General features: G+C 70.9%; 33 protein-coding genes, 1 tRNA gene and 1 pseudogene. 2 read left to right on the top strand and 33 right to left on the bottom strand.

What is annotated here, in order from left to right; translation table 11 throughout:
* Nucleotides 1-3: 3 nt before the first annotated feature.
* The 15 genes from FF100_RS33645 to FF100_RS33580 all read right to left on the bottom strand — a co-directional run bounded on the left by FF100_RS33645 (nucleotide 4) and on the right by FF100_RS33580 (nucleotide 8,352).
* On the bottom strand, nucleotides 4-393 hold the full coding sequence (locus FF100_RS33645) for a hypothetical protein (protein WP_205825131.1): 390 nt from the start codon (nucleotides 391-393) through the stop codon (nucleotides 4-6).
* A complete protein-coding gene (locus FF100_RS33640; RefSeq protein WP_139040372.1) occupies nucleotides 390-1,130 on the bottom strand; it encodes a hypothetical protein in 741 nt (246 codons plus the stop codon). Before FF100_RS33640 ends, FF100_RS33645 begins: the two co-directional genes overlap by 4 nt.
* Before the next feature lie 33 nt (nucleotides 1,131-1,163).
* Nucleotides 1,164-1,478, bottom strand: coding sequence for a hypothetical protein (locus FF100_RS33635; RefSeq protein ID WP_139040371.1), 315 nt, complete (start codon nucleotides 1,476-1,478; stop codon nucleotides 1,164-1,166).
* A gap of 15 nt (nucleotides 1,479-1,493) precedes the next feature.
* Complete coding sequence (locus tag FF100_RS33630) at nucleotides 1,494-1,931, bottom strand: hypothetical protein (RefSeq protein ID WP_139040370.1); 438 nt, start codon at nucleotides 1,929-1,931, stop codon at nucleotides 1,494-1,496.
* The gene (locus FF100_RS33625) at nucleotides 1,928-2,413 is read right to left on the bottom strand and encodes a hypothetical protein (protein WP_139040369.1); all 486 of its coding nucleotides are present in this window, start codon (nucleotides 2,411-2,413) and stop codon (nucleotides 1,928-1,930) included. The genes FF100_RS33630 and FF100_RS33625 overlap by 4 nt, the downstream gene beginning before the upstream one ends.
* On the bottom strand, nucleotides 2,407-3,219 hold the full coding sequence (locus FF100_RS33620) for a hypothetical protein (protein ID WP_139040368.1): 813 nt from the start codon (nucleotides 3,217-3,219) through the stop codon (nucleotides 2,407-2,409). The genes FF100_RS33625 and FF100_RS33620 overlap by 7 nt, the downstream gene beginning before the upstream one ends.
* Before the next feature lie 5 nt (nucleotides 3,220-3,224).
* Entirely contained in the window at nucleotides 3,225-3,695 is a 471-nt protein-coding gene (locus tag FF100_RS33615) for a hypothetical protein (RefSeq protein WP_139040367.1), read from the bottom strand.
* A 19-nt stretch (nucleotides 3,696-3,714) separates the two neighbouring features.
* Nucleotides 3,715-4,002, bottom strand: coding sequence for a hypothetical protein (locus tag FF100_RS33610; protein ID WP_139040366.1), 288 nt, complete (start codon nucleotides 4,000-4,002; stop codon nucleotides 3,715-3,717).
* 78 nt (nucleotides 4,003-4,080) lie between these two features.
* Entirely contained in the window at nucleotides 4,081-5,379 is a 1,299-nt protein-coding gene (locus FF100_RS33605; RefSeq protein WP_246102676.1) for a hypothetical protein, read from the bottom strand.
* A gap of 89 nt (nucleotides 5,380-5,468) precedes the next feature.
* Complete coding sequence (locus FF100_RS33600) at nucleotides 5,469-6,677, bottom strand: tyrosine-type recombinase/integrase (protein ID WP_139040365.1); 1,209 nt, start codon at nucleotides 6,675-6,677, stop codon at nucleotides 5,469-5,471.
* A gap of 1 nt (nucleotide 6,678) precedes the next feature.
* Complete coding sequence (locus FF100_RS33595) at nucleotides 6,679-6,867, bottom strand: hypothetical protein (protein WP_139040364.1); 189 nt, start codon at nucleotides 6,865-6,867, stop codon at nucleotides 6,679-6,681.
* An 18-nt stretch (nucleotides 6,868-6,885) separates the two neighbouring features.
* Entirely contained in the window at nucleotides 6,886-7,479 is a 594-nt protein-coding gene (locus FF100_RS33590; protein WP_139040363.1) for a phage antirepressor N-terminal domain-containing protein, read from the bottom strand.
* Nucleotides 7,480-7,553: 74 nt separating this feature from the next.
* On the bottom strand, nucleotides 7,554-7,727 hold the full coding sequence (locus FF100_RS37430; RefSeq protein ID WP_171070442.1) for a hypothetical protein: 174 nt from the start codon (nucleotides 7,725-7,727) through the stop codon (nucleotides 7,554-7,556).
* Nucleotides 7,724-8,104, bottom strand: a complete 381-nt coding sequence (locus FF100_RS33585; protein WP_139040362.1) for a hypothetical protein — start codon at nucleotides 8,102-8,104, stop codon at nucleotides 7,724-7,726. The genes FF100_RS37430 and FF100_RS33585 overlap by 4 nt, the downstream gene beginning before the upstream one ends.
* Nucleotides 8,101-8,352, bottom strand: a complete 252-nt coding sequence (locus FF100_RS33580; RefSeq protein WP_139040361.1) for a hypothetical protein — start codon at nucleotides 8,350-8,352, stop codon at nucleotides 8,101-8,103. The genes FF100_RS33585 and FF100_RS33580 overlap by 4 nt, the downstream gene beginning before the upstream one ends.
* 565 nt (nucleotides 8,353-8,917) lie before the next feature.
* Between FF100_RS33580 and FF100_RS33575 the strand changes: the two genes are divergently transcribed.
* Both FF100_RS33575 and FF100_RS37425 read left to right on the top strand, forming a co-directional pair.
* A complete protein-coding gene (locus FF100_RS33575) occupies nucleotides 8,918-9,292 on the top strand; it encodes a hypothetical protein (protein WP_139040360.1) in 375 nt (124 codons plus the stop codon).
* Nucleotides 9,293-9,682: 390 nt separating this feature from the next.
* Complete coding sequence (locus FF100_RS37425) at nucleotides 9,683-9,838, top strand: hypothetical protein (protein ID WP_171070440.1); 156 nt, start codon at nucleotides 9,683-9,685, stop codon at nucleotides 9,836-9,838.
* Nucleotides 9,839-10,194: 356 nt separating this feature from the next.
* Here the strand turns inward: FF100_RS37425 and FF100_RS33570 are convergent, their stop codons facing one another.
* The 18 genes and pseudogenes from FF100_RS33570 to FF100_RS33490 all read right to left on the bottom strand — a co-directional run.
* Entirely contained in the window at nucleotides 10,195-10,680 is a 486-nt protein-coding gene (locus FF100_RS33570; protein WP_139040359.1) for a hypothetical protein, read from the bottom strand.
* 27 nt (nucleotides 10,681-10,707) lie between these two features.
* Nucleotides 10,708-10,790: transfer RNA gene (locus tag FF100_RS33565), tRNA-Gly, on the bottom strand.
* 160 nt (nucleotides 10,791-10,950) lie between these two features.
* On the bottom strand, nucleotides 10,951-11,415 hold the full coding sequence (locus tag FF100_RS33560; RefSeq protein WP_139040358.1) for a hypothetical protein: 465 nt from the start codon (nucleotides 11,413-11,415) through the stop codon (nucleotides 10,951-10,953).
* Nucleotides 11,415-13,013, bottom strand: coding sequence for a phage terminase large subunit (locus tag FF100_RS33555; RefSeq protein ID WP_246102673.1), 1,599 nt, complete (start codon nucleotides 13,011-13,013; stop codon nucleotides 11,415-11,417). Before FF100_RS33555 ends, FF100_RS33560 begins: the two co-directional genes overlap by 1 nt.
* Complete coding sequence (locus tag FF100_RS33550) at nucleotides 13,003-13,608, bottom strand: hypothetical protein (protein ID WP_139040357.1); 606 nt, start codon at nucleotides 13,606-13,608, stop codon at nucleotides 13,003-13,005. The genes FF100_RS33555 and FF100_RS33550 overlap by 11 nt, the downstream gene beginning before the upstream one ends.
* Before the next feature lie 3 nt (nucleotides 13,609-13,611).
* Complete coding sequence (locus FF100_RS33545; RefSeq protein WP_139040356.1) at nucleotides 13,612-13,848, bottom strand: hypothetical protein; 237 nt, start codon at nucleotides 13,846-13,848, stop codon at nucleotides 13,612-13,614.
* Entirely contained in the window at nucleotides 13,845-14,135 is a 291-nt protein-coding gene (locus tag FF100_RS33540; RefSeq protein WP_139040355.1) for a hypothetical protein, read from the bottom strand. Before FF100_RS33540 ends, FF100_RS33545 begins: the two co-directional genes overlap by 4 nt.
* Nucleotides 14,132-14,530, bottom strand: a complete 399-nt coding sequence (locus FF100_RS33535; protein WP_139040354.1) for a hypothetical protein — start codon at nucleotides 14,528-14,530, stop codon at nucleotides 14,132-14,134. The genes FF100_RS33540 and FF100_RS33535 overlap by 4 nt, the downstream gene beginning before the upstream one ends.
* Complete coding sequence (locus FF100_RS33530) at nucleotides 14,527-15,207, bottom strand: hypothetical protein (RefSeq protein WP_139040353.1); 681 nt, start codon at nucleotides 15,205-15,207, stop codon at nucleotides 14,527-14,529. The genes FF100_RS33535 and FF100_RS33530 overlap by 4 nt, the downstream gene beginning before the upstream one ends.
* A gap of 52 nt (nucleotides 15,208-15,259) precedes the next feature.
* Entirely contained in the window at nucleotides 15,260-15,991 is a 732-nt protein-coding gene (locus tag FF100_RS37420; protein WP_342779043.1) for a recombinase family protein, read from the bottom strand.
* 284 nt (nucleotides 15,992-16,275) lie between these two features.
* A complete protein-coding gene (locus FF100_RS33520; RefSeq protein WP_246102671.1) occupies nucleotides 16,276-18,399 on the bottom strand; it encodes an AAA family ATPase in 2,124 nt (707 codons plus the stop codon).
* Nucleotides 18,396-18,800 carry a hypothetical protein gene (locus FF100_RS33515; RefSeq protein WP_139040352.1) on the bottom strand — a complete coding sequence of 135 codons (405 nt, stop codon included), beginning with the start codon at nucleotides 18,798-18,800 and terminating at the stop codon, nucleotides 18,396-18,398. Before FF100_RS33515 ends, FF100_RS33520 begins: the two co-directional genes overlap by 4 nt.
* Nucleotides 18,797-19,030, bottom strand: a complete 234-nt coding sequence (locus tag FF100_RS33510) for a hypothetical protein (protein WP_139040351.1) — start codon at nucleotides 19,028-19,030, stop codon at nucleotides 18,797-18,799. Before FF100_RS33510 ends, FF100_RS33515 begins: the two co-directional genes overlap by 4 nt.
* A gap of 129 nt (nucleotides 19,031-19,159) precedes the next feature.
* Nucleotides 19,160-19,381, bottom strand: a complete 222-nt coding sequence (locus tag FF100_RS33505; protein ID WP_139040350.1) for an excisionase family DNA-binding protein — start codon at nucleotides 19,379-19,381, stop codon at nucleotides 19,160-19,162.
* A 163-nt stretch (nucleotides 19,382-19,544) separates the two neighbouring features.
* Entirely contained in the window at nucleotides 19,545-19,715 is a 171-nt protein-coding gene (locus tag FF100_RS37415; protein WP_171070439.1) for a hypothetical protein, read from the bottom strand.
* Nucleotides 19,716-19,879: 164 nt separating this feature from the next.
* On the bottom strand, nucleotides 19,880-21,589 hold the full coding sequence (locus FF100_RS37650; RefSeq protein WP_205825129.1) for a hypothetical protein: 1,710 nt from the start codon (nucleotides 21,587-21,589) through the stop codon (nucleotides 19,880-19,882).
* 20 nt (nucleotides 21,590-21,609) lie between these two features.
* Nucleotides 21,610-21,825, bottom strand: a complete 216-nt coding sequence (locus FF100_RS33495) for a hypothetical protein (protein WP_139040349.1) — start codon at nucleotides 21,823-21,825, stop codon at nucleotides 21,610-21,612.
* A gap of 26 nt (nucleotides 21,826-21,851) precedes the next feature.
* Nucleotides 21,852-21,967: pseudogene (locus FF100_RS33490) on the bottom strand (IS5/IS1182 family transposase); the annotation flags it as partial.

Below are 21,967 nucleotides of genomic sequence, written 5' to 3'. Positions count from 1 at the left end.
CGATCACGCCGGGGGCGTAGCCGCAGCCGGTGGCGAGGCGTCCGTAGATGAAGCCGAAGTCGAGCCCGCGGCGCTCTCCGCCGCGCGCGCTTCCCCCGGCGCCGTCTCCGGCAGGTAGCCGCCGAGGCGCAGGATGGTGGAGGAGGCCGCGGCGACCTCGGGGCCGGTCGCCTCGAGTTCACGCCTGTCGGCCAGGGCTGCATCCTCCGGATGGTCGCGCCTCAGGCCGGCGGCGATCACCGCCGCGCCGTATGTGGTCGGGCCCGTGCTTGGGCCGGACTGGACGACAGGGTCCAGTTCCTCCAGCTGCGCGAGGGTGAGCGGGCGGATCGTCCACTCGTGCCCGCCGAGCCGGATAGTCCGCGACGGGGGTGCCATGCCGGGCGCGGTCACGCGGCATCTCCGAACGACCAGGTGGCGACGTTGCCCGCCGCATCCGCGAACATGCTGAAATCGAACTCGGGCATCGTGAAATCCTCCAGCTTCGTGCCGAAGCCGAGCTTCGAGGCCGTGCAGTTGGCGTAGTTCACGTTGACTGATTGGCCCTGGAACGTGGTGTAGAATTGTATGGCGAAGGTCGGCGTCGTGCCAAGAAGCTGGTTTGTGACCGTGAAGCGCTGGCCGCTGCCGGCCAGCGTGTAAGTATAGTTCAGCAGGAGGGGCTTGCCCGAATCGGCCGAGGCGAAGGTGTAGACGCCGCCAGCACCCAGGCTGTACTGCCCCACGGCGGGCGCCGAGGCGACCCGGGTCAGGGGCATCCCGGTCAGGGCATAGATCGGGCCCTGATCCCCGACGAAGTTCGCGCCGTTCGCCACCGTGACGGTGTAGGGCGCGGCGGCCGGCACGGTGGCGGCCTCGCCGAAGGCCGTCATCACCTGCCCGGCCACCGGCGTGACGCCGTAATAGAGGCTGGCGAAGGCGAGACCGGAGATCCGGGCGACCTTGGCCTTGCCGGTGGTCTTGATCGTGCCGCGGGCGATGGCGACCGGGCGCTGGAACTGGCCATAGAGTTCCTTGAGGCTGGCCGATTCGTCGATGCTGACCTCCTGCACGAGACCGAAATTGACCGGCGTGGCGTTGGGCACGTCGGTGCGCGTGCCGATCAGCACGCCGGAGCCGAAGCTGTACAAGGGGACCTCCTCGGGGGTGGGGTTGGCGGGGGATCAGGCCGTGGCGACGAGCGCCTTCACGCGCTCCTTGAAGGCGTGGACGAGGTTCCAGAGCCCGGTGTGGTGGCCCAGCGCCGAGCCGGCGAACATCTCGCGGTGCAGCTGGTCGATCTTCTCGGCAGTGCTGCCCTGGAGCGTCGACAGCGCGACGGCCTCCGCTGTCGTCGACTCGCTGACGCCGCGGGCTGTGGCGGGGGTCGCTGCGGCCGAGCTGTCCGGGACAGTGACGGCGCCAGCCGGCGCTTCCGCCGCGACGGGGGACATGGCAGCGGACGCCGTCGCCTCGGGGGCGTCGTCGTGGTCGGTCATGAAGTTCTCCTGGATTTAGGGAAGGTCGATCTCGACGGGCACGATCAGCAGCCCGTCGCCGTCCAAATCGCCCGGGACCTTGATCGGGCGGCCCGCGATGCGCGCCATGTACTGGGTGCCGGCCAGCGTATTGCGGCCGAGCATGGCGTCGGCGCCCTTCGGGGCGAGCTTGGCGTCGAAGGCGTCCATGATGTCGTTGAGGATGATCGAGCCGACAGTCTTCGGGTCACGGGCGTCGATGTAGACGAAGACCTTCACCTCGATGCGCCGCCGTGGGATCGCGCCGCTCTGCCAGGTGTATGTTTCGTCCCCGCCCTCGTGCAGGAAGGCACAGGGCCGGTCCTTGGCCGGCACGTCGGCGAACAGCTTGAGGCGGCGCGACGGCGGTGTCTTCCAGGCCCAGACGCCCGCGACGACGACCTTCAGTGCCTCGACGGCGGCGTTGCGGCTCATCCACCCAACCCCTTCGCGAGGGCGCCCTTGAGGCGCGCCACGATCGCCGCGGCCCGCTCGGCGAGGCTCGGGCGCATGAACGGCCGGGCCGGCTGGTCGACGTGGCGTGTGAATTGCTGCACCTCGACCTCGCGCGGCGCGATGGCCCGGCCGAAGGCCTGGGTGATGGTGCGCACGTGGGCCTTGACGACCTCGTCGCCGGTGAAGCCGAACTCCCAGCGGGCGCCGTACTTTACGTCGCCGGACTGCGCGACCACACCCGAGACCGTGTCGTCCTCGACCTCGACGTAGGAGAAGACCGAGCGCCGCAAGCGACCGGTGACGACGTTCAGCACCTCGCCGGAGAGCTTGCGCTTGATCAGCGCCTCGAGGATCAGGCGCTCGATGTCGACGGCCGCGCGGATCTCGCGCAGCACGTCGCCGACGACCCGCTCGAACCGGGCGACGACCTTGGTCTCGTCGACCTGGATCTCGGTCAGCACGGCGGCACCACGCTGGCGTATTGCTGCAGGACCGGCGCGACGAAGTCCGGCACGGCCGCGATGCGGTAGGAGACCGTCTCCTGACCGCCGAGGCTCTTGGATTGCAGCCCGACGCGCTCGGCATAGGCCTGGCGCTCCAGGATCCACTCCCGGGCCGCGTAAGCGAGGTCGGCCGGGACGTAGCCGTAGGTGAGCGCGACCGGCCGGCCGGCATCCGCCGCCGCGAAGGTGTAGCCGCCCGCGCCATCGACGGCGTACTGGCCGCTGGCCGGAGCGGATGCGACGCGGGCCAGGGCGGGGCCGCCGGCATAGGTCACGCCGCCATCGCCCGCCCAGGCGCCGTAGGGCTGGAGCGCCATGACGGCGCCGCCCTGGGGCACCACCGTCGTCTCGGCCGTAACCTGATAGCCGGCCGTATAGGTCACCGTGGCGCGAGCGCAGCCGAAGCCGATCGGCGTGCCGGTGCCGAACCGAAGCATCTGCGGCCGGCCCGGCGGCGCCACGTCGGCGGGATCGACCGCGTAGCCGGCGGTCAGGCCCGAGCCGGGCTCGAGCGCATGCATGACCATGCCGCCGAGGTCGACCGCGTCGACCCGGGTCACCGGCCACTGCGCCAGCAGCACGCCCGAGCGGCCGACCTCGCGCGTCTCGGTGTAGGACCGCGGCAGGATCGCCGGCCTGTTGATCGTGCTGAGGATCGTCCGGCTCACGGCTGTGATCAGCCGCTGCAGGACCGGATCGGTGTCGGGGTCCGGCGTTGCGCGCAGGTCGGCGAGCCGCACGAGGTCGGATGGATTGGGCGCCACGGCGGTTAGCCCGTCATCGCTGTCAGCGCCGCCCGCGCCTTCTCGCGCAGGGCCTCGTTGGTGATCGGAGGCACGGCCGGCGCACCCTTCAGCTTCAGGAAGGCGAACAGCTCGGCCCGGGACATCGCGTCGACGGCGGCCTCGGTCACCGCGGCCGGGTCGAGGGCCGATGCGCCGTCCTCCTCGCGCTTCTGCGCCGCGCGCGCATCGGCCAGCATCGCGTCGAGCTCGTCGTCGCTCATGGTGTCGAGCCGGTCGGAGAACATCCCGATCAGGGCCTGCTTGCGCAGGTCGAGCGGGCGCAGCGGTGGGTTCTCCCCGGCGGCAGGAAGCGCCGGGCCGGCCTCGCCCTCCACCAGGAAGCCATGTGTCTCGAACTCGCCGCGGAAGCGCGGGTCGACCTGGGCGACGCCGTCGCGGATCTCGACGGGAAAGCCCTGGTGAGTGAAGCCCGTCATCCCCGCGGGAGCGCGCATCGTAATCATCTCGGCCTCCTCAGACCGCGTTGCCGTTGAGGGGATCGCGCCAGGTCTGACCGTCGAACACGATCAGCTTGCCCAGCGTCTCGTCGAAGAAGGTCGCCCCGCGGTGGGCGGCGTAGATGCCGGCCTTGCCGGCCTGCCGGGCGCTCGTCGGGCCGGAGGGCGCGATGGAGGTCCAGCCGTTCGCCTGGAGGATCTGCCCGTCCTGCTCCGGCACGGTGACGACGCTGCCGGGCGCGCCGGAATAGGTGCGTCCGTTGGCGATGCGGGTCTGCTCCCGGACCGCGACGGGCGGGAACATGCGCCAGTTCATTGCCATAATGGGCCCTCGCGAGAAGCACGGGATGGGGCAGCGCGGTCGCTGCCCCAGGGTGCCTGGTCAGCCGTTGCCGATGTTGGTCAGGACCGCCATGGAGGGCGGAAAGTAGTGCTGCAGCACCTCGTCCGCGTAGACGCCGTACTCGTACTTGCGCGAGCGCAGCGGCCATTCGATCTGGTAATAGTCCTGTCGCGTGCGGATCTGCACGACGTTGCTGATGTTGTTGATCGGGTACGGCAGCGCAGCCGTGGTGAACAGGATGGTGCCAGCCGGCAGGTTTGGATGCACGCGGATGTCGAGGACCGAGCCGCCCTGCATCGAGAACCGGTTGAGGTACTTCCGGATCATGATGCCGCCGCCGAGCGCGTCCTGGGTGGCGGAGAACTCGAACTTGAAGGCGCTGTTGGCCGAGCCCTGCAGGATCTTGCGCGAGAGGTTGAGCCCCTCCTGGCTGTTGACCCAGATCGTGTCGGGGCTCAGCCGGTAGAGATCCCACATCTGCTTGAGGACGGCATCGATCTCGACGATCCCGCCCGCACCGTCGGCGGTGAGCGGGGTGCCGACGCCCGGGGTGCCGGACGGCATCGTGACGATCGTCGCGCCCGACCCCGCCTTGAGCGCCTGGGTGAGCAGGCCGTCGAAGGCGAGCGCGTTGGTCGAGCGGTCCGAAGCGCCGAGCGAGGCGGCGGTCTGCGTCCCCGCGGCGGCACCCGTGACGACGACCGAGTTGATCGGGGTGATGGCGCCCAGTACCTCGGCGCCGGCCGTGCCCCAGAACCAGGCGTAGCCGAGCGCGCCGGGCACCGCCGCGACCGAGGCCGCGGCCGAGCCGGTGGGGCCGGTGACCGAGACCGTGGCCGCCGCGGACTTCGCCGCCGCGCCGCCGCCGAAGATGTCGGTCGAGCCGTCCGCGTTGGTGCGGGTGATGGTCGACTGGATGCCGCCGGCGAGCGAGCCGTTGATCACGCCGTCGAGCGAGAGCGCGACGCAGATCACCGACAGGGTGCCGTTGGCGAGACTGCCGCCGGCGGACGAGGCCGAGAGGGTCGGGGTCGGCGTGGTGCCCAGCGCGAGGGAGGTGTTGCCACCCAGGATCATCGCTTCCTCGCCGAGCATCAGGCTCTGGAGGCCGGTGCGGGCCGCGATGGCGCGCACGTCGTCGAATCCTTGCGCGGCGTACTGCGCCTCGAAGTCGACGTTCGACTCGATGCCGATGCCCTTGTAGGAGGCGGTGTAGTCGGCGGTCGCGACGATCTGCACGCCGCCGCGGTTGCCGCCCGACACGCCGATGCGCATTCCCGACACGTTGATGCCGGTGATGGCCCGCCAGGCGGCCTGGATCCCGCCCTTGCCGGACACGCGCGGGATCAGGTTCCGCAGCGGGGTCAGGACCGGGTAGAGCGACTTCGCCCCGAGCTCCAGGTCGTAGAACTAAAATAACTACGATTTCAGGGTGTTAAGTCGATAAGTCGCGTTTCTGTCGCGTCCACGCCCTGGAAGAGCCGGGCCATCTGCTCGAACGCCTCGTGGCGCCGGACCGCCCCGACCATGGGGTGGGCGTAGGTCTGCAAGGTCGTGTCGAACTTCTCATGGCCGAGCATCTGCGCCACGTCGGTCACCGGCATGCCCATCTGCACGAGGAGGCTGGCGTTGAAGTGGCGCAGAGCGTGGAAGTGGAACACGTCCCGATCGGCGCCGACATCGCAGCTGACGCCCGCCCGCTCCAGGAGGCCGAGCCAGAGGTCACGGTGGTTCGTGTGCTCGATCATGGCGCCGTCCAGCATCCGGAAGATCAGCCCCCGGGGCTCCTGGCGTCGGTGGACGTCCATCCAGTTCTGGATGAGATAGGCGACGTGATGCGGCAACGGTACGTCGCGGACGCCCGCAGCCGTCTTCGGCGCCTTCAGCACGTCGTCCTTCGTGAGGCTGTGCCGGACGCGGATGACGCCGTTGACGAAATCGACGTTCTCACGGGTCAGCCCCATGATCTCGCCGAAGCGCAGGCCGCAGAACACCGCGAGATGGACCGTGCAGCGGAGCAGCAGGAACGGGTGATGCCGGTAGCGCGGCAGCCGGACGTTGGCTGCCGCGAGGATGCGCCTGATGTCCTCTACGGTGAAGACCCGCACTTTCGGCTTCGAGATCCCCCGTAGCTCTTTCGTAAAGACCGAGAACATCGACGACTTGGTGTAGCCGCGGCGCATCGCGAAGTCGTCGATCTGCTTGCCGATGAGCATGTACTGGCGCGCGGTCAGGTGCGACAGCCCGGCCTCGCGCATCGTACGGTGGCACGCCTCGACATCCTTGAAGCTCAGGTCGGCGTAGGCCCGGGCGCCGAGGTTGCCGATGAGGTGCTTGCTGACCACGCTCGCGATCAGCTCCTGCCGGCTCCGGCTCGTCTGCCCGGCCTTCACGCGGTCCTCGTAGTGTCGAATGAACAGCTCGGCCACCGCGCGGAAACTCCGTGTATCCCCCGCCGGCGTGTGGGTGCCGTTGTTGATGTTCTCTTCGATCTTCTGACGCAGCTTGTCCGCGTCCTTTTTCAGGCCAGTCGGCGGGGTGGCCCTCCTGCGCTTGCCGGTCGCGTCGGTGTACTCGACGACCCAGGGGCGCTTGCCCTCGCGGTTCGGTTTGGTGAGCTGGCGGACGCTGGCCATGTCAGCGACCCTCCCGGTCAGCGAGCGGTGCTGCGGGGTCCGTGCGGCGGGCGCATGTCGCGTTGGCGGTCTCGAAGGCCTGGATCGTGCGCTCGTCCGCGAGGTGTCGCGCCTGCGGCCCCGTGAGGCCGATACGCTGCCGGCGATCGCGGTCCTCGCTCAGCCCGGCGGGTTCCTGTCTCTCGGTCATCTCGTGATCCTCCGGAGTTCAGCGCGACGTCGACCGCGAGGCGTCGCCCTGCGCGGGCGCGTCCTGGCGGACGGCGGTGTAGGTGAAGAGGTCCGGCGGCGTGCCGCGCATCTCGGGCACGACGGGCAGGCCGAGGGCGAACCACAGGCTGCCGGCGGCGCGGGTGCCGAAGGTCTGCCGGGCCTCGGTCACGAGGCTGCGGCGCACGCTGACGGTGTCCTCGCGGGCGGGCAGCGCCTCGGCTGGCATGGTGCCGCCCTCCCCCTCCCGGCCGAAGAAGTGGCGGAAGAGCACCTCGTGGCACTCGGCCTGGTAGGACAGCACCGCCTCCCGGGCCTCCGGCTTGACCTGGTTGGCGCCGATGCCGAACAGCCAGCCCGGCAGGAGGCGGAGCGGCAGGCACGTCGCCTCCTGCGGCCCGCCGGGCGAAGGGATGGTCACCATGGCCATCCCCTGCGCCAGGAGCGTATCGCGCTTCGTGCGCCGCAGCTGCGCCGACCAGTCGAGCTTGAGCCGGTCGGAGATGGGCTTGATCGCGACGTGGACGCCGTCCTCGCGCTCGACGGCGAAGAGCGTGTCCCCGTGGAAGGGGACGGTGACGAATCGGGACATGGGTTTCCCCTCTGGATCGGACAGAGAGGCCCGGCCGGGCGCATGGCGACCGCCAGGGCGGCCGGGCCGGGATGTCAGGCCGCGCGGAGGCGGCCGGCCTTGGCGAGGATGGCCTCGGCCGCGTCGAGGCGGGCGGCGCCCAGCGCGATGCGGGTCGCCGCGATCTCGCGGTGCCGGGCGGCCGCCGCGAAGTCGCGGCCGGCCCGCCACATCAGCCAGCGGGCACGGAGGACGCCGAGCCCCCTCACCGCCCCGCCTCCCCGACGCCGAGGCGCAGGAGGTCGGCCCGGATGCCGGCGAGCATCACGACCTCGCGCCGGTCGGCCCAGCGGACGCCCTCGTCGCCGAGGTAGTGCGCCAGCACCTCGAGCTTGCGGAAGACCATCCACGGGGACGGGGCGGGCGTGGTCGCGATGAGGCGCGCCAGCTCGGTCTCCCGCTCGGTGTGCGAGGCGGGGATGTCCGCGCCGTCGAAGTCGCCGATCGCGCTGGCCCGGTTGCGCAGCCACTCGGCGAACAGGGCCTCGAAGCGGTCGCGCAGGGCCAGCCGGCGGGCCTCCGCCTCCCGGACGGCGTCCCGGGGGTGGGGCCGGACGGACGGATCGCATTCGGGCGACGCCGTCATGCCCTGCCCTCCCGGCCGGCGTGGGGCGCGGCGAGGAGGAGGCGCAGCGATTCGCTCTCGCCGATGATGGCCGCGATGCCGTCGCCTTCCCCTGGGGCCGTGTGGCCGTGGAGCGCGTCGAGGATGGCGAGATCCGCTTCGATCCGGTCAGCGATGGCCCGGCGCAGGGTGCGGACGCGGTCGCGCTCCACCTCCATCTGCGCGGCGAGGTCGGGGGCGCTGCCGCCGGCATCGAGGTTGCGGCTCAAGCCGACGCGGAGATCACCGGGCGCCTGTTTAGGGGTCAGACCGGAAGACACGGGCTGCTGTTCCGCACAGACAGGGCGGATCATGCCACTGCCTTGAGCGGCGATATGTTGGAAACCCATAGGGTCGTTCTCTCACAGTGCGACACCGGCTTCTGACGGCCGGGATCTCGCGCCTTCTGACGGGCGTCCGATCATGTCTTCCAGCGAACGGCACTGGCGCCGGGAGGGTCAGAACACGCCTGTGAGAACGTGCGCCACAGCCTTCACCCCGAAGAGCTGTTGTATCGCTGGCACGAGTTTCCCCTTGCCAGTGCTGCGGCACTCCCGGCATAGTGAGCCGGTCGGGCTCACCGGGAGGTGAGCACGTCGCTTACGGGGCGTCTCACCCGGCAAGGTGATTGGCTTCCGTCACAGGATGCGGTGCTAGCCCCGGCAAGGGCCCACCGCGGTAGTTCTGACGCTACATTTTCAGCATGACACGAGAACCCCGCGCCCGGCAAGGCGGCGGGGTCGTCGTCTTTGCGTAGGGTGAGGCCGCGATCCCGCGGCATGCGGGGCCTAGCGGATGAGCGTTCCTTTTGCACTTGTGGGCAAAGACGAGTTCATAGCCTCGGAAAGTATCATCTTGAAAGGTGGGGCGGAAATTACGCTCGCCCCTATTCCTGAAGATCCTTCATATAAATTCTCTTTTGCTGTTCAAATAAATGAAGATCGCAGTCCGACGATCGACATTATAAATGGGACCCCATTTCTGTTGAAGTTCGTCAGGCCTTGGCTGGATGGAGATCCTGTCGCGATAACGGACAATATAATTGCAAGCGACAATGATAATGTTTACATAATGAATTTAGTTGTCGATGTCATGGGCAGCCCGCAGACATTTGTCGCGAGGATTAGTTATTCGATCATCCGGCGGCCCCTTGATGGGCATCGGTCGTGATGGCTAGTTCGCCTAGGCGGGCCGTGCGTCCAAGTTTCGGATCCGGTACCCCAGCCGTCTACAGCAAATCGCCCGCTTCGAGGCCTCCTGGTGGCCCACGAGCACGTGGAGGTGGCGGAGGAGGTATCGGTGGCGCTCCACCGCCCGGAACCTTGACTCCTCTACAGAAATTTGAAGCGAAGCGCCACAACGAGGGCGTAAAAGCTTTCGCGTCATGGATGAATACCTTGTCAGGGGTCGTGATCGGCGCCGCCGCTATCATTCCCGCAGTGAAGGGGATGGACGCCTTCGTTCACGAATACCAGCCCGTTTGGTTTTTCATCGGTCTTTGCCTACATGGTGTGGGTCAGGCCGCTCTGCGGTTTGAGATGCGAAGCGAGGAGTGAAGCCATGGATGGCACGAGCACCATCTACCTCGTCGCCGTTGCGGTCATCGCGGCCGGCGGCGGCTACGGCTACCTCCGCTGGTCGTCGTGGAAGTTCGACCAGAAGTACGGCCGCGCCACGCCCTCGGAGCCCCACCGGCACGCCGCTTCGGGGGAGTAGGCACGCCTATGAGCTCCGACGCCATTTAGGAGCTCAGCTCCGCCAGGGTGGCAGTGGCGTTACCTACGACGTCGACGAGCATGCCGGCAACAGCGCGGTACGATTGATTAACAATATCGGTCAAGCGCCGCGCCAGCTCGTGGAGCGACAACCATCATTGCTGCCTTGATGCCCTGTGGATTGCGCGGCAGAAAAAACTGGCGGACAGCTCGCAAAATCCCAATATGAATATCGAACGAAGCAGCACATCTCTCGGGGGAGATCGCGCAAGCGATGCGTCTTCGTTTCGAGCGGGAGTTGGAATCCCCGCAAAAAAGAAGCGCCCTTCGGGGCGCTTCTTTCGTTCGCGGGCCAATTTAGTTGAAAATCGCAGCCTTGCCGAAACTATTATTATCGTCTTCGGCAGATGGGACATCGAAAAGCGGTGTCATTCGCGGGTGCGCCGCGTGCTGCGGCCCGGCACGAAAGGACAGGTCCGCAAACTTTTTGAGGCGATACCGATCGCCATCATAGACGACAACCTCATCCTTCTTCAACCTGCTTAGCAGGGAAGAAACGGATGCCTTGTCTAGATCGATGCCTCTGTTGGCAGCCATGTCGACAGCGGACTGTGCATTGAGGCCGGTCGTACCGACATCGCTGAGTAGATCCAGCACTATGCCCTTTGTTGCAACTCGACGCCCTTGGGACGGCGGTGCTTCAACATCGCCATCCTCGCTGATCAAGGCGATAGCTCGCTCAATGCCGGCTATCTGGTTTTCGATCGCTTCTTTCTTCCGGAGGAGCATATCGCGCTCTTGGAGCAGCCTCTGTTTCATCTCCTCATTCTTTCTGCTCGCCATACATGATCTCCGAACGAAGCTGCTTCGTACCGCAGACGGGATTCGAACCCGTACTCTCGGGGGAGAACCGGTTTGGAAGACCGGCGCGTCTACCGTTTCGCCACTGCGGCATAAGGGTAAGGTGCCAGCTCCCGTTGATACTGTCAATGCTCATTGACGGGATGGGCCATCAATCAATGATTTTGGATATCGCAATCAACGTGGCAGAGGCGTGCTGCGGCTCCTCCAGCGCTATCACCGTGCCAGAAGGTAGGCTCTCGCCCGTGCGCCTCACCGCCCCGGCAGCCCCTTCACGAACTCCGGCGCCACCCCGGCCCGCCACAGCATCGGCGGCACCTCGCGCCCGTCGATCCACAGTTCCCGGTCGAGGGCGCGGGCGACGATGCCGATGGCGAATCGGTTCCGCGCCACCAGGGCCTCGGCCTCGTCCCGGGCGATCGTGAACAGGGTGCCGAATTCCGCCTCCCCGGGCGCGATCTTCCGGAGGATCCTGTTCACGCCCGCGAGGTCCGAGGTCTGCCCCCGGCTGGGGCCGCCGAACGCGGCGCGCTCGGCGCAACCGCCCGCCAGCCCGTAGATGCTGAGCTTCTTGGGTGAGACGCCCTCGGAGGTGGCGAGCGCCACGTGCGCGGCGGCGTCGCGGTCGGGGACGATGCTGACATGAGCCAGCATGAGCCCCAGCTGCACCGCCGCGACGGCGTGCCCGGCCTCGTGGATGGCGGCGCGGGAGTGCATCAGGCGTCGCCGGATCCGGCCTGGACGTCGTCGGTCACCGTCCTCCCCGCCTCTGCCGCCACGATCTCCCACCCGAGCTGCCGGAGCGGGACGCTGTCCGCCTCGGCGAACAGCGCCGTGCCGTCCGCCTCCACCACCACGGGCGCCCCCGACAGCGTCGTGACCGTGTGCCCCTCCGGCACCCGCAGGCGCACGCCGGGCGCCGGCCCGCCGCCCATCCCCGGCATCGTCCAGCCGTGCCCGGCCGCGGGGTCCGGCGCGCCGGCGGCGGCCCGCTCGGCCTCCTGCCGGTAGAACTCGATGATGCCGGTGCCGTCCGCCACGTCGAGCAATTCAGTGAAGGCCCACACGTAGGCGTCGAGCCGGTCGGGCGACTTCGTCGAGCCCGGCGCGTAGCCGGTCAGCTGCTCTTCCAGCTCGGGATAGACCGCGCCGACGTGGTGGATGCGCCCGCGCTCCGCCAGCGCCGAGATCGGCTCGGCCCGGGTGACCTTGCCGCGGCTGGCGTGAACGCCCTTGAAGGCGGCGTTCGGGTCGACGGCCCGGACCGTGGCCTCGACCATGGCGCCGCCCTGGTTCACCTCGGCGACGATCCGGTCCGCCCGCCAGCGGTGATAGAGGGCGACGGCCTTGCGCGCCCACTCGGTCGGCGTGTGCTTGCCGCTCGCGTCCTCCAGCAGGTAGCCGTGGCCGTCGGTGCCGCGGCCGGCGACCACGAGGCCAGTCTCGTCCGAGGTCTCGGAGGACGACACCGCCGGGTCGATCGCCACCACGACGCGGCTCATCGCCGGCAGGCGGTCGGCGGCGACGCGGTTCGCCTCGATGAGGTCCTGGCGCCACAGCGCGCCCTCCGCGTCCTCGACGTAGACGCCTTCGTAGAACCGCTGACGCTGGCGCAGCGGCATCGCCGCGAGGGCCGCCAGGTACTCGGGCGAGAGATGGGCCCGGTTGTCGCGCGGGTTGAGGAAGGCCCGCGTGTAGTCGTCCGGATTGGGGAGCGGCTGGCGGGTGACGGGGTCGCGGTGCTCGCCGAAGAGCTGGTTCGTCCAGTGGCTCTTCGGGCCGGGGTTGAGGTCGACGAGGAGCTTCTGCCGGCAGCCGGGCACGGTCTGCGCGAGGCGCGTCAGCGCCACCAGGGCGGAGGCGTAGGGGATCTGCGAGGCCTCGTTGAGCAGGATGGTGGCGTATTCCTGCCCGAGGATCTTCTCCACCCTGTCCTTGTCGTCGAGGCCGCCGATCCAGATCTGCGAGCCGTTGTCGAACTGGAAGAACCCGTCGTTGCGGCGCTCCTCCACCCGCGCGTCCGGGTAGCACTTGCGCAGCACGGCCGGCAGCGTGTCGAGGGCGACCGACGAGCGCGCGGCGTTGGCGCGGAAGCGCAGGACGGCGTGACGGCTGCCGGGGAAGGCCAGCGCCCGGCCGGCGACGTGCCGGACCAGGATGAACGTCTTGCCCGAGCGGGTGCCGCCCACGAGGCAGGTGTGCCGGGCCGGGCCCTCCACGAGGTCGACCGCGGCCTGTTGCGCGGGGCTGAAGCTCACCTGCGCCTCGAGCGCGGTGCGCAGCCGCCGGAAGGCCTCGCGCGCGTCAGGCTGCATGGACCGTGCCCTCGATCGTCGGCGGCTCCGGTGCGGGCCCGGCCTCCATCTGCCGCAGCAGCGCCAGGATGTCGGCCTTCGCCTCCGGGTGGTCGCGGGCGACGCGCAAGAGGCCGTCCGCGAAGGCGACGAAGCCCGGCGTCTCGAACAGGGTGACGACGGTGTTGGTGATGGTGATGCCGGGGTTCAGCCGCCGGATCTCGCCCGTCAGCTTGCCGATCTCCTGCAACACCTCCAGCACCTTGCTCCCGAGGTAGGCGACCCGGCCGGCGTCTCCCGTCTCGGCGCAGATCACGAGTTGCCCCACGAGGGTGCTGCGCAGGATCCTGAGGTAGTCGAGGGTGGAGGCGTCCTCCTCGATCGCGCGCTCGCGCAGCGCCTGGATGGTGGCCGGGCCGGCGAGGTAGGCGGTCTTGGCCTCCGCGCTGACGTGGTTGTTCCAGTGCCGCGTCAGCGCGAAGCGGTCGACGCCGAACTTCTCGGCGACGGCCGAGAAGCCGGCCCCGGCCGCCTTCGCCGCCTCGATCCGGCCGCGCTCCGGATGGGCGCAGACCTGGCACCGCGGCGTCCTCGGGCCCGGCGGCTTGCGGGGCATGCGTCAGCCCGCCTGCACGGCCGCGACGTGGAAGCCCGCCGAGGTGAGCGGGCCGGCGTTGGCCGCCTCGACCCTCACCCGCAGGCCGTCGGCCGAGTAGGTCGGCAGCCACGGGTCGGACAGCGTGAGCGCGCCGATCGGCTGGCCGTCCACGCGCTCCAGCCAGAGGAAGCTCTTGGCGCCGTAGGGCGTCTGCACCTGCACGCCCGGGGCGACGGCGGGAGGGGTGAGCGCGTTCACAGCCCGGCCCCCATCTTCTTCGGGTTGGCGAAGGCGGCCTTGAAGCAGGCCTCCGCCTCCCGCTCGCCGGCGAGCTTCCGCAGGTCGCCGCCGACCGCCTCGGCCTCCCGCACCGCCGCGGCGCGGCCCGGGCTGCCGGGCGGGTGCTCGGACAGGGCGCGCTTGGCGAGCGCCGCGCGGTGGGCGAGGTGGTCGGGCACCGGCGGGGCGGCCAGCGGCGCGGGCGGCCGGACCTTGGCCTTCTTGGCGACGGGGCCGCCGCGGTGGAGCTTGTCGAACGGGGTCACGGCGTCTCTCCGGTGGCGAGCTTCGCGAGCAGGGTGGCGCGGGCCTCGGGGTCCAGGCCGGCGAGGTAGGCGGCGGCGTCCGTGGGAGTGCCCGGCCCGTCGCGCCTGTCCTCGTGGCCCTTCGTCACCGCGCGGACGCCGCTCATCTCGACGGCGCGGCTGTTGGCGGGCGGCGTCAGCAGCAGGCGCATCGCCGCGAGGGTGTCGGCGCATTGCCGGATCGACGGCGCCAGGGGCTCCGCGCCCGGGAGGCCGCAGGCCTTGGCGAGGGCCGGCGCGGCGCGGGCGGCGGCGGCGAAGGCGCCGTCGATCTTCTCGCAGTGCGGCACCATGGTCACGAAGGCGTCGTGCAGGCTGGCGAGCGCCGCCAGGACCGCGGCATCGCCGTCCCTCACAGCACGCCTCCCGTCGTCCCGGCGAGGCGGGCGCGCCACGCGGCGGCCTGCTCCTGCACCGCGGCGGTCGTCGGCTCGACGGCGAGGCTCGGGACGAGGCCGTAGGCGGCGGTGGCGAGGGTGAAGAAGCGCCGGGCCTCGTCGGTGTGGCCGGTGCCCTGGAGCGTCTGCCCGCGGGCCTGGAGCATGGCCGCGAGCCCGAAGGCCTCCGCGACGTGGGCCTCGGCCTCGGCGACGCGCGCCCGGGCCTTCTCGACGAGGCCGGCGACCGAGGCGTGGGCGTCGGCGAGCGCGCGGTCGAAGAGCGCGGCGTCGATCCGCGCCAGCTCGGCCGAGAGGCGGACCTGCTCCCCGTCGAGGTCGGCGAGCGCGCCGCGGGCGGCCGTGGCCTGCGCCTGCGCGGCCCGGAGGCGGTCGCCGAGCCGGGTCGCCTCCCCCACGTCCTGGCCGGGCATCTCGCCCTTGGCGCCCTCGCGCGCCCACTGGCGGATGCGGTCGGTGTGTTCGAGGTTCAGGGCCTCCAGGGCGGCGAGGAGGCCCCGTTCCTCGCCCTCGGCGCTCCGGACGCTGGCGGCGGCGGCCTGCGCGTCGGCGAGGGCGCGGGCGAGGGTGGCGCGGCGCTCGCGCAGGTCGGCGGTGTCGTCGCGCGGGACGAGGCGGAGGGCGGGTTCGGGCATGGGCGACGGGGCTCGACCTCGAGAGGTAAGGGAGCCCGCGCGCCGGTGGCGCCTACGGCATGCCGCTTGGGAGCGACGGCCGCATGATGTGCTCGAATTCCGTGCGGTTCAAGGCAGATGGCGCAGGACGCGCGAGACCTGCTGCGCTTTCCACGTCGCGCCGCCCGCCGCGGTCGGGATTCCGCGGGCGGTGAGGCCCTGCGCGAGGCCATTCAGCGACGCGACGCCGGAGGCGCGCAGCTCGGCGATGGCGGGGGCGACGCGGGCGGCCTGCGCCGCGCCCTTCGCCCGGCGCGCCGCGCCCGCCGCGGCGTGGTCGGCCTCGCTGAAGCGCCGGCCGCGGAAGCCCCCCCATCGTCACGCCCCGCGCCTTGGCGGCCGCCAGGGCGGCCTTCGTGCGGGCGGAGATCGCCTCGCGCTCGTGCTCGGCGACGAGCGCCATCACGCCCACCGTGAGGCGGTTGGCGTCCGGCATGTCCGCGGCGACGAAGTCGACGCCCGAGCGCTCCAGGTCGCGCAGGAAGCCCGGGTCGCGCGACAGCCGGTCCAGCTTCGCGACGATCAGGCGGGCGCCGTAGAGCCGGCAGGCCGCGACCGCCCGCGCCAGCTCCGGCCGGTCCGCCCGGCGCCCGCTCTCCACCTCGACGAACTCGCCGACGACCGTCCAGCGCCCGCCGTTGAGGTAGGCGCGCACCGCCTCGCGCTGCGCGTCGAGGCCGAGCCCCGAACGGCCCTGCCGCGCCGTCGAGACGCGGGCGTAGGTGACGAACTTGCCGGCCGCCATGCTGCCTCACGTCATGCTCACCGAGGGGTGAGCAATGCGTGACATACTGCGAAAGGCCCCGCAAGCGCTCGCGAGGGCCGCGACGCGTGCGCGGCCGAGGGGCGGGAACGGCTGTGTCCGACGTCCGACGTCGGCCCGCTGCCCTCCCCCGGACAGGCCGGACAAACGGGACGGACCGGACGAATGTCCCGGATGTCCGCCCTGTCCGGCCCGACCGGACAAACCGGACGGACAGGACAGGATCTCTAAGGATCCTGTCCGGTTTGTCCGTTGTCCGGGAGGCGTCACGCGTCCCGTCCGTCCGGCTCCCCGACCGTCCAGAGGTGATCGACGCCGCCGATCTCCCGGGCGGCCACGAGCCCCTTGTCGAGGGCCGTCCGGAGCGCCCGGGCGAAGGCCTTGCGCTTCGCCTCGGTGCGCTTGGCCTCGTCCTCGCCGCCGGCCGGATAGGCGCGCAGGAACTCCCACCGCAGCGCGGTCTCCTTCACGGCGCGCACCTCCGGCCCGCCCGCGCCGAACGGGCGCACCAGGGCGCCGTGCTCCACGAGCGCGACGGACAGGGCCGTCCGGAAGATGCGCAACGATTGCGGCCACCGCTCCCGGACGGCAGCCGGCCGCGGCTCGGCCCCGGCGCCGAGCTTCCACTGGACGACGCAGGTTGTGACCGGCTCGCCGTCGCCGTCCTCGCCGACCGGGACGACCTGCAGCTCGAACGGGATCTCGTAGCCGGCCGGCGCGCCGCGGACCTTGCGCACGGCCATGCGGGTGTTGCTCACCTCGCCGGCCTCCGTCCGGGTCGCCAGGAGGGCAAGCACCACGTCGGCGCCCACCTCCTTGGCGGACGATCCGCGGGTGCCGGTCTCCACCAGCTTGCCGAAGTGGTCGACGCCCATCACGAACGCGCCGGTCGCCCGGCTGAGTTCGCCCATCGCGTCCATCACGCGCTGCGTCTCGGCGGCGGAGTTCTCGTCCTCGAACCCGGCACCGGCCGCCACCGTGTCGAGGATCACCAGGACGAGCTCCACGCCGAAGCGCTCGTGCATCGCGTCGGCGGAGGCATGGGCGGCGGCGATGAGCCGGTGCACCGCGCCGCGCCTGGCGAGCGGCGGGCATTCCTCGATCCAGGCGAAGGGCAGCGCGTCGAGGTCCGGCGGCGGGACGCCGGCGGCGGCGCGCTGCGCGGCGACGCCCCGCAGCTTGCCCTCCACGAGCCCGCGCAGCCGGACCGGGATCTCGAACGCCCCTTCAGGTGCGATGAACAGCACGCCGCCCGTCCGCATCACCTTCCGGCCGGCGAACCGCTCCCCGGTCATCACGGACGCGCTGAGGTCGAGGGCCGCGAAGGTCTTGCCGGTGCCCCACTGGCCCGCCGTCAGGCCGCGGCCGCGCTCGTAGACGAGGTTCTTCACCAGCCACGCCCGGTCCGCGTCCGGGTCGGCCTCGCCGTGCCAGTGGAGCGCGATCGGCGGCGGCTCCCCGGCGCGCGGATCCCCCGTCCCGCCCCCCTCCCGGCCATCGCCTCCGCGCCGGCGCGGCTCCTCCGTCCGGGCCCACGAGCGTTCGATCTCCTGCCGCAGCCGCCCCCGGTACTTGGCCGCGATGCCGTCCGGGTGCGCCGCCAATTCGGCCTCGATCTCCGGGACGCCCCACCCGAGCTGCTTCAGCCAGCCGACGACATGATGGAACTGCTCCGAGCGTGCGCCCTCGGGCACGCCGTCGCGGATCAGGCCGGCCAGCTCGTCGCCGTAGGGGCGGCCGCGGCCGCCCTCCTCCGCGCCGTGGTTGCGTCCGGGCGGGTCGGCCGCGCCCCGCCGGCGCTCGCGCTCCGCCCGCCGGGCCGCGTCGCGCTCCGCGTCGAGCCGCGCGACGGTCTCGTCCATCAGCGCGTCGAGGTCGGCGAGGGCCGCGGCCGATTCCTCGAGCGGATCCCCGGTGACCACGATGTAGCGCTCGGCGCGGCGATAGGTCTCCAGCTCGCCCGCGGCCTCGCCGGCGATCCTCTGCTTGCGGTGGATCTTCGGGCCGCCCGCCCGCCCGACGATGCGCAGGCCCTCGCCGCTCACCGTGACCTCGACGTAGGAGCCGGCGCGCTCCACGAGGTCGAGGGCCCAGGCGGCGACGCGGCCGGTCCCGGGATCGCGGCACCGGTCCAGGTCGAAGGCGGCGATCCCGCTGTCCAGGAGGGCGAAGCCGACGCCGTCCGCCCGGCCGTCCGCGACGGCGCGGGCGGCGGTGGCGAAGTCGCCCCAGGTGCGCGGATCGGTGCTGCTGGCCTTCCGGGCGGGCGCGGCGGCCTGATACGGCACCTTGGTCCGCCGGCCCCGGGCCGACGGCTCCCACCGCCACACGAGCCACCGCCGCTCGGCCGCCAGGGGGGCGAGCGCGGCCGGGAGGACCGGCGCCGTCATGCCCCGCCCCCGCGGCTCCCGGCGCCGGCGACGGCGGCGGACATGTCGTGCTCCAATTGCGCGACGTGCGGGTTGCGGGCGGCGTAGAGCGCCCAGAGCCGGCCGGCCTCGTCCTCGGGCAGCTCCTTGCCGGTGAGCCCGAGCGGGCCGAGGACGAAGCCACGCAGCCGCGCGCCCGGCGCGACGAACCGCACGACGACGAACCATCCGGCTCCGGGCGGCGCCGCGGCCCCGCCGGCGACGATCGCCATCTGCTCCACCTCGGCGTGCGAGGCGCGGCGCAGGCGGTGCCGCCGGTCCGGCCGGCGCTCGAAGAAGCGCCGGTCGCCGTCCGTGGCGCGCTCGGCCTCGGGCGACAGCTGCCTCAGGCGGCGGCGCCCGGCCCGTGTCAGGGTGCTCATGGCCGGAGGGCGTCCCCGACCATGGCGAAGCGCACCGCCTTCATGATCGCCTCGGCGAGGTCCGGGGCATGGCGCGCAGGCAGCAGGACGAACTTGCCGGTCCGCGCGGCCTGCCCGTCCCTCACCTCCCACACCCGCATCTCGACGAGCCGCACGCCGTCCATCTCGCGCAGCGACACGCGCACTTCCTCGCGGGCGCTCTTGGGCACCCGGGCCACCGTCACGGTCATGGGATCACTCGCACAGGCCTGCGGGCGGGCCGGGCGGCCCGCTGGCGGCGTTTCGGGGGTTGGCGGTAGTCTTGGGCGGCAAGACCGGCCCGGCGGCCGTCCTGGGCCGGCGTGGCGGTCCGGACGGGGTCAGCCGGCGGCGCCGGGTTTCCGGCGGGCGGCTGCGGCCTGCTCGGCGGCCCACGCCTTCACATCCTCCCGGACCGCGCAGACGTTGCGACCGGACCGGAACACCGGCAACCGGCCCTGCTCGATCAGGTGGAGCGCCTGCCGGTCCCGGATTCCGAGGAAGCGCGCGATGGCCTTCACGCCGTAGAGAATCAGGCCCTCAGCCTGGGGTTCGTCGGTCATTTCGGCCTCTCAACGGATGTCGCGTTTCATGTCGCGAGCAAGTCGCGCGGGCTGGCGCGTGCTTCGCGTAAGTTCCTGTATTTGCTCGGGAAGTGCGGGCATGTCGGAAAACGCAAAAGGGCCGCTCAAAGGCGGCCCAAGTCTTTGACAAATCTGACGATTTCTATTTGGTCTTGGCTTCCAAGTCGTAGAAGGTGAGGCCAGAGGTCGGCGAGACGCCCTGCGAGAAGGTCGCCTTGGTCAGGCCGAGCTGCGCGAGGATCGGGTCGTTGAGCGGGATCGCCTGGGCCTTCTTCAGGGCCTCCAGGGCGGCAGCGGGATTGTCCTGGAACATGAGAGCGTGATCCGGATCGAGAGGCACGGCCGCGGGCGCGCACGGCCCGTTCCCGGGCCGCGGCGGTGCGGACGTCGTGAGGGGTGGGCCTTCGGGCCCGGCGGGTGAGGCGCGAGGCCGGCCCGTCCCCGGGCGGCTCGGCCTCGATGTTCAGCCCCGGCGCGTCAGCGCGTCGCCGGGAGAAGCTGCTGGGGGTTTTGCTGCGCCACCTTGATCATCAGGGTGGCGCGCTCCTCCGGGGTCATCTTCGCGAGGATTTGTACGGCTTGGTCGTCGCCGACCGGCTCCGAGCCGCCCTCCGCGCCCTTGGTGATGGCCCGACCGACGAGGTGGCGCGGTACCGGCTGATCGCCGATCATCTTCTGCAACGTGGCGATCGCCGGCATGATCTGATCGGTGACGGCCTTCTGGAGCGCGTCGCGCTCGCCGGTGACCTTGGCGAGTTCGGCCCGCACGACCTCGACGATGTCCGCGCCCTTCGCCAGATCGCCGCCCGCCACCTTCTCGGCCCCGCAGGTTGCGCCGAGCGCCACGGCGTGATCGTGCACGCCCTGGATCTTCTCGGCATCCGACTTGCTGTTGCGGGCGCCCACCTTCGCGAGCGCCTTGCCGCCCGCGCTCTCCGCCGGCACGGCCTTGCGGAGAGCGCCCCAGGCGTCATCGGACAGCTTGCCGGCGGCGAGCGCCATGGCGGCGCCCTCGACGCCGTCGGACAGGTCGTCCATTTCCTCCTTCACCATCGAGGCGAGGAGGGTCATGCCCTGCCGGGCCCAGGCCTTGGCCTGGACCGCGAGGGTGGAAGGCTCGCCGGAATAGGCCGCGTCGAACGCGAAGCTGTTGCCGAGATCCCGCACCTCGGAGAGCAGGCTGGCGAGCCGCGACACGCCGTACAAGCTCTTCTCGAGGTCGGAGGCGGCGGCCTTCTCGGCAATGCGGGTCTTCTTCTTCGCCGTCCGAGCCGGCTTGCCGGCCGGCTCCTTGGCGGTCCCGTCGTCCGGCGCACCGCCGGCCTGCTTGGTCAGGTCCGCCAGAGCTTCGAGCGCCGGGCCGGTGATGGCCTTCACGGCCGCCTCGGCGTCCGCGCGGGTGTTGTGCGCGAGAGCGTCGGCCTTCTTGGCGAAGGTGGTGACGTCCTTGGCCTTCCAGACCTGCTCGACGCCGGCATAGTCCGGCCCCGGCTCGACGGCGGGCGGTTCCTGAGTCTCGGGCACGCCCGCCTTCGCCAGCGCCACCGCGGCGGCCTCGGCCTCCAGCGCGACCCGCGCCGGCGCGATGAAGTCGCCGGGCTTGCCCGCCTGGCCGGCGGCCTTCGCCAGCACCTCGGCCCGGGCGACCACCTCGGCGTTGCTGGGCGCGGGCGGCGTCACCGTAACCGCGGGCGCGAAATGCTTGGTCTCGGCGGCGCCGTCGGCCTTCAGGACTTGGAACGTGGCGGAGGGCAGGCAGGGCAGATCGACGAGGCTGATCTCGCTCGGGTCGGCGGTGTAGCGCATCACGCCATCCTCGCCCTTCCAGCGCTTCACGTAGGCGCCGCCCTGCGAGAAGCCGGTGTAGACGCCCTCCAACACCTTCGCCCACTCGGCGTCGTCGACCACCTTGGCGCAGACCTCGATCTGCCGGGCGTCGTCGTTGAAGGCGAGCGCCGTGACCTTGCCGGCCGCGACCTTGCCGTGCATCGCCCGCAAGTTGCCGAAGCTCTTGCCGTCGGTGGCCTTGTGGATGCCTCCCGACCACTTCTCGTAATAGGGCTTGGTCGAGGTGTAGTCGCAGACCTCGCCGGACCTGTCCTTGGTCTCGGCCGTGGCGACGCCATAGACCAGGCGCTGCTCGGTATCGACCTTGGTCAGGGGGATGAAGAGGGAAAGGTCCGACATGTCTCTGTCCTGTAGGTGGTTCAGGCGGACGTCGAGCGCATCGCGGCGCGGCGGGACGCGAACGAGCCAGACGACGACTCAAGTTCGCGTTCGAGTTGGGCGATGATGTCGTCCTGGCGGGTTGAGGCGGCGGGCATCGAGGAACCAGCGCGACTGGCGGTGTTTTCGCGAATTGTCGTCAGCGCTTCTTGCGAAGCGACATGCGCGGCATCGTACTCCTTCAGCGCGCCAACCAAATCTTCGGTGTCGATATTTAGAGCGCCTAACAGAACCGCCTGATCTGGCGGAGGGTGATGAGGCTTGCCTGCAGGAACGTGAAGGCCTCGTAGATGTCGGCGCGGCGTTCGTAGCGGACGGGCAAGCGGCGGGCGCGGTTGA

This window comes from Methylobacterium terricola (genome assembly GCF_006151805.1).
GTDB classification, from domain to species: domain Bacteria; phylum Pseudomonadota; class Alphaproteobacteria; order Rhizobiales; family Beijerinckiaceae; genus Methylobacterium; species Methylobacterium terricola.
The sequence above is the reverse complement of the archived record's forward strand: the minus strand, read 5'-3'. Positions and strand labels throughout refer to the sequence as shown.

Bases quoted from the DNA above. Each gene is read 5' to 3' on its own strand.
- FF100_RS33635 (WP_139040371.1), bottom strand. From the start codon at position 1,478: ATGACCGACCACGACGACGCCCCCGAGGCGACGGCGTCCGCTGCCATG.
- FF100_RS33630 (WP_139040370.1), bottom strand. From the start codon at position 1,931: ATGAGCCGCAACGCCGCCGTCGAGGCACTGAAGGTCGTCGTCGCGGGC.
- FF100_RS33615 (WP_139040367.1), bottom strand. From the start codon at position 3,695: ATGCGCGCTCCCGCGGGGATGACGGGCTTCACTCACCAGGGCTTTCCC.
- FF100_RS33610 (WP_139040366.1), bottom strand. From the start codon at position 4,002: ATGTTCCCGCCCGTCGCGGTCCGGGAGCAGACCCGCATCGCCAACGGA.
- FF100_RS33600 (WP_139040365.1), bottom strand. From the start codon at position 6,677: ATGGCCAGCGTCCGCCAGCTCACCAAACCGAACCGCGAGGGCAAGCGC.
- FF100_RS33595 (WP_139040364.1), bottom strand. From the start codon at position 6,867: ATGACCGAGAGACAGGAACCCGCCGGGCTGAGCGAGGACCGCGATCGC.
- FF100_RS33590 (WP_139040363.1), bottom strand. From the start codon at position 7,479: ATGTCCCGATTCGTCACCGTCCCCTTCCACGGGGACACGCTCTTCGCC.
- FF100_RS33585 (WP_139040362.1), bottom strand. From the start codon at position 8,104: ATGACGGCGTCGCCCGAATGCGATCCGTCCGTCCGGCCCCACCCCCGG.
- FF100_RS33575 (WP_139040360.1), top strand. From the start codon at position 8,918: ATGAGCGTTCCTTTTGCACTTGTGGGCAAAGACGAGTTCATAGCCTCG.
- FF100_RS37425 (WP_171070440.1), top strand. From the start codon at position 9,683: ATGGATGGCACGAGCACCATCTACCTCGTCGCCGTTGCGGTCATCGCG.
- FF100_RS33570 (WP_139040359.1), bottom strand. From the start codon at position 10,680: ATGGCGAGCAGAAAGAATGAGGAGATGAAACAGAGGCTGCTCCAAGAG.
- FF100_RS33560 (WP_139040358.1), bottom strand. From the start codon at position 11,415: ATGCACTCCCGCGCCGCCATCCACGAGGCCGGGCACGCCGTCGCGGCG.
- FF100_RS33555 (WP_246102673.1), bottom strand. From the start codon at position 13,013: ATGCAGCCTGACGCGCGCGAGGCCTTCCGGCGGCTGCGCACCGCGCTC.
- FF100_RS33550 (WP_139040357.1), bottom strand. From the start codon at position 13,608: ATGCCCCGCAAGCCGCCGGGCCCGAGGACGCCGCGGTGCCAGGTCTGC.
- FF100_RS33530 (WP_139040353.1), bottom strand. From the start codon at position 15,207: ATGCCCGAACCCGCCCTCCGCCTCGTCCCGCGCGACGACACCGCCGAC.
- FF100_RS37420 (WP_342779043.1), bottom strand. From the start codon at position 15,991: ATGGCGGCCGGCAAGTTCGTCACCTACGCCCGCGTCTCGACGGCGCGG.
- FF100_RS33520 (WP_246102671.1), bottom strand. From the start codon at position 18,399: ATGACGGCGCCGGTCCTCCCGGCCGCGCTCGCCCCCCTGGCGGCCGAG.
- FF100_RS33515 (WP_139040352.1), bottom strand. From the start codon at position 18,800: ATGAGCACCCTGACACGGGCCGGGCGCCGCCGCCTGAGGCAGCTGTCG.
- FF100_RS33510 (WP_139040351.1), bottom strand. From the start codon at position 19,030: ATGACCGTGACGGTGGCCCGGGTGCCCAAGAGCGCCCGCGAGGAAGTG.
- FF100_RS33505 (WP_139040350.1), bottom strand. From the start codon at position 19,381: ATGACCGACGAACCCCAGGCTGAGGGCCTGATTCTCTACGGCGTGAAG.
- FF100_RS37415 (WP_171070439.1), bottom strand. From the start codon at position 19,715: ATGTTCCAGGACAATCCCGCTGCCGCCCTGGAGGCCCTGAAGAAGGCC.
- FF100_RS37650 (WP_205825129.1), bottom strand. From the start codon at position 21,589: ATGTCGGACCTTTCCCTCTTCATCCCCCTGACCAAGGTCGATACCGAG.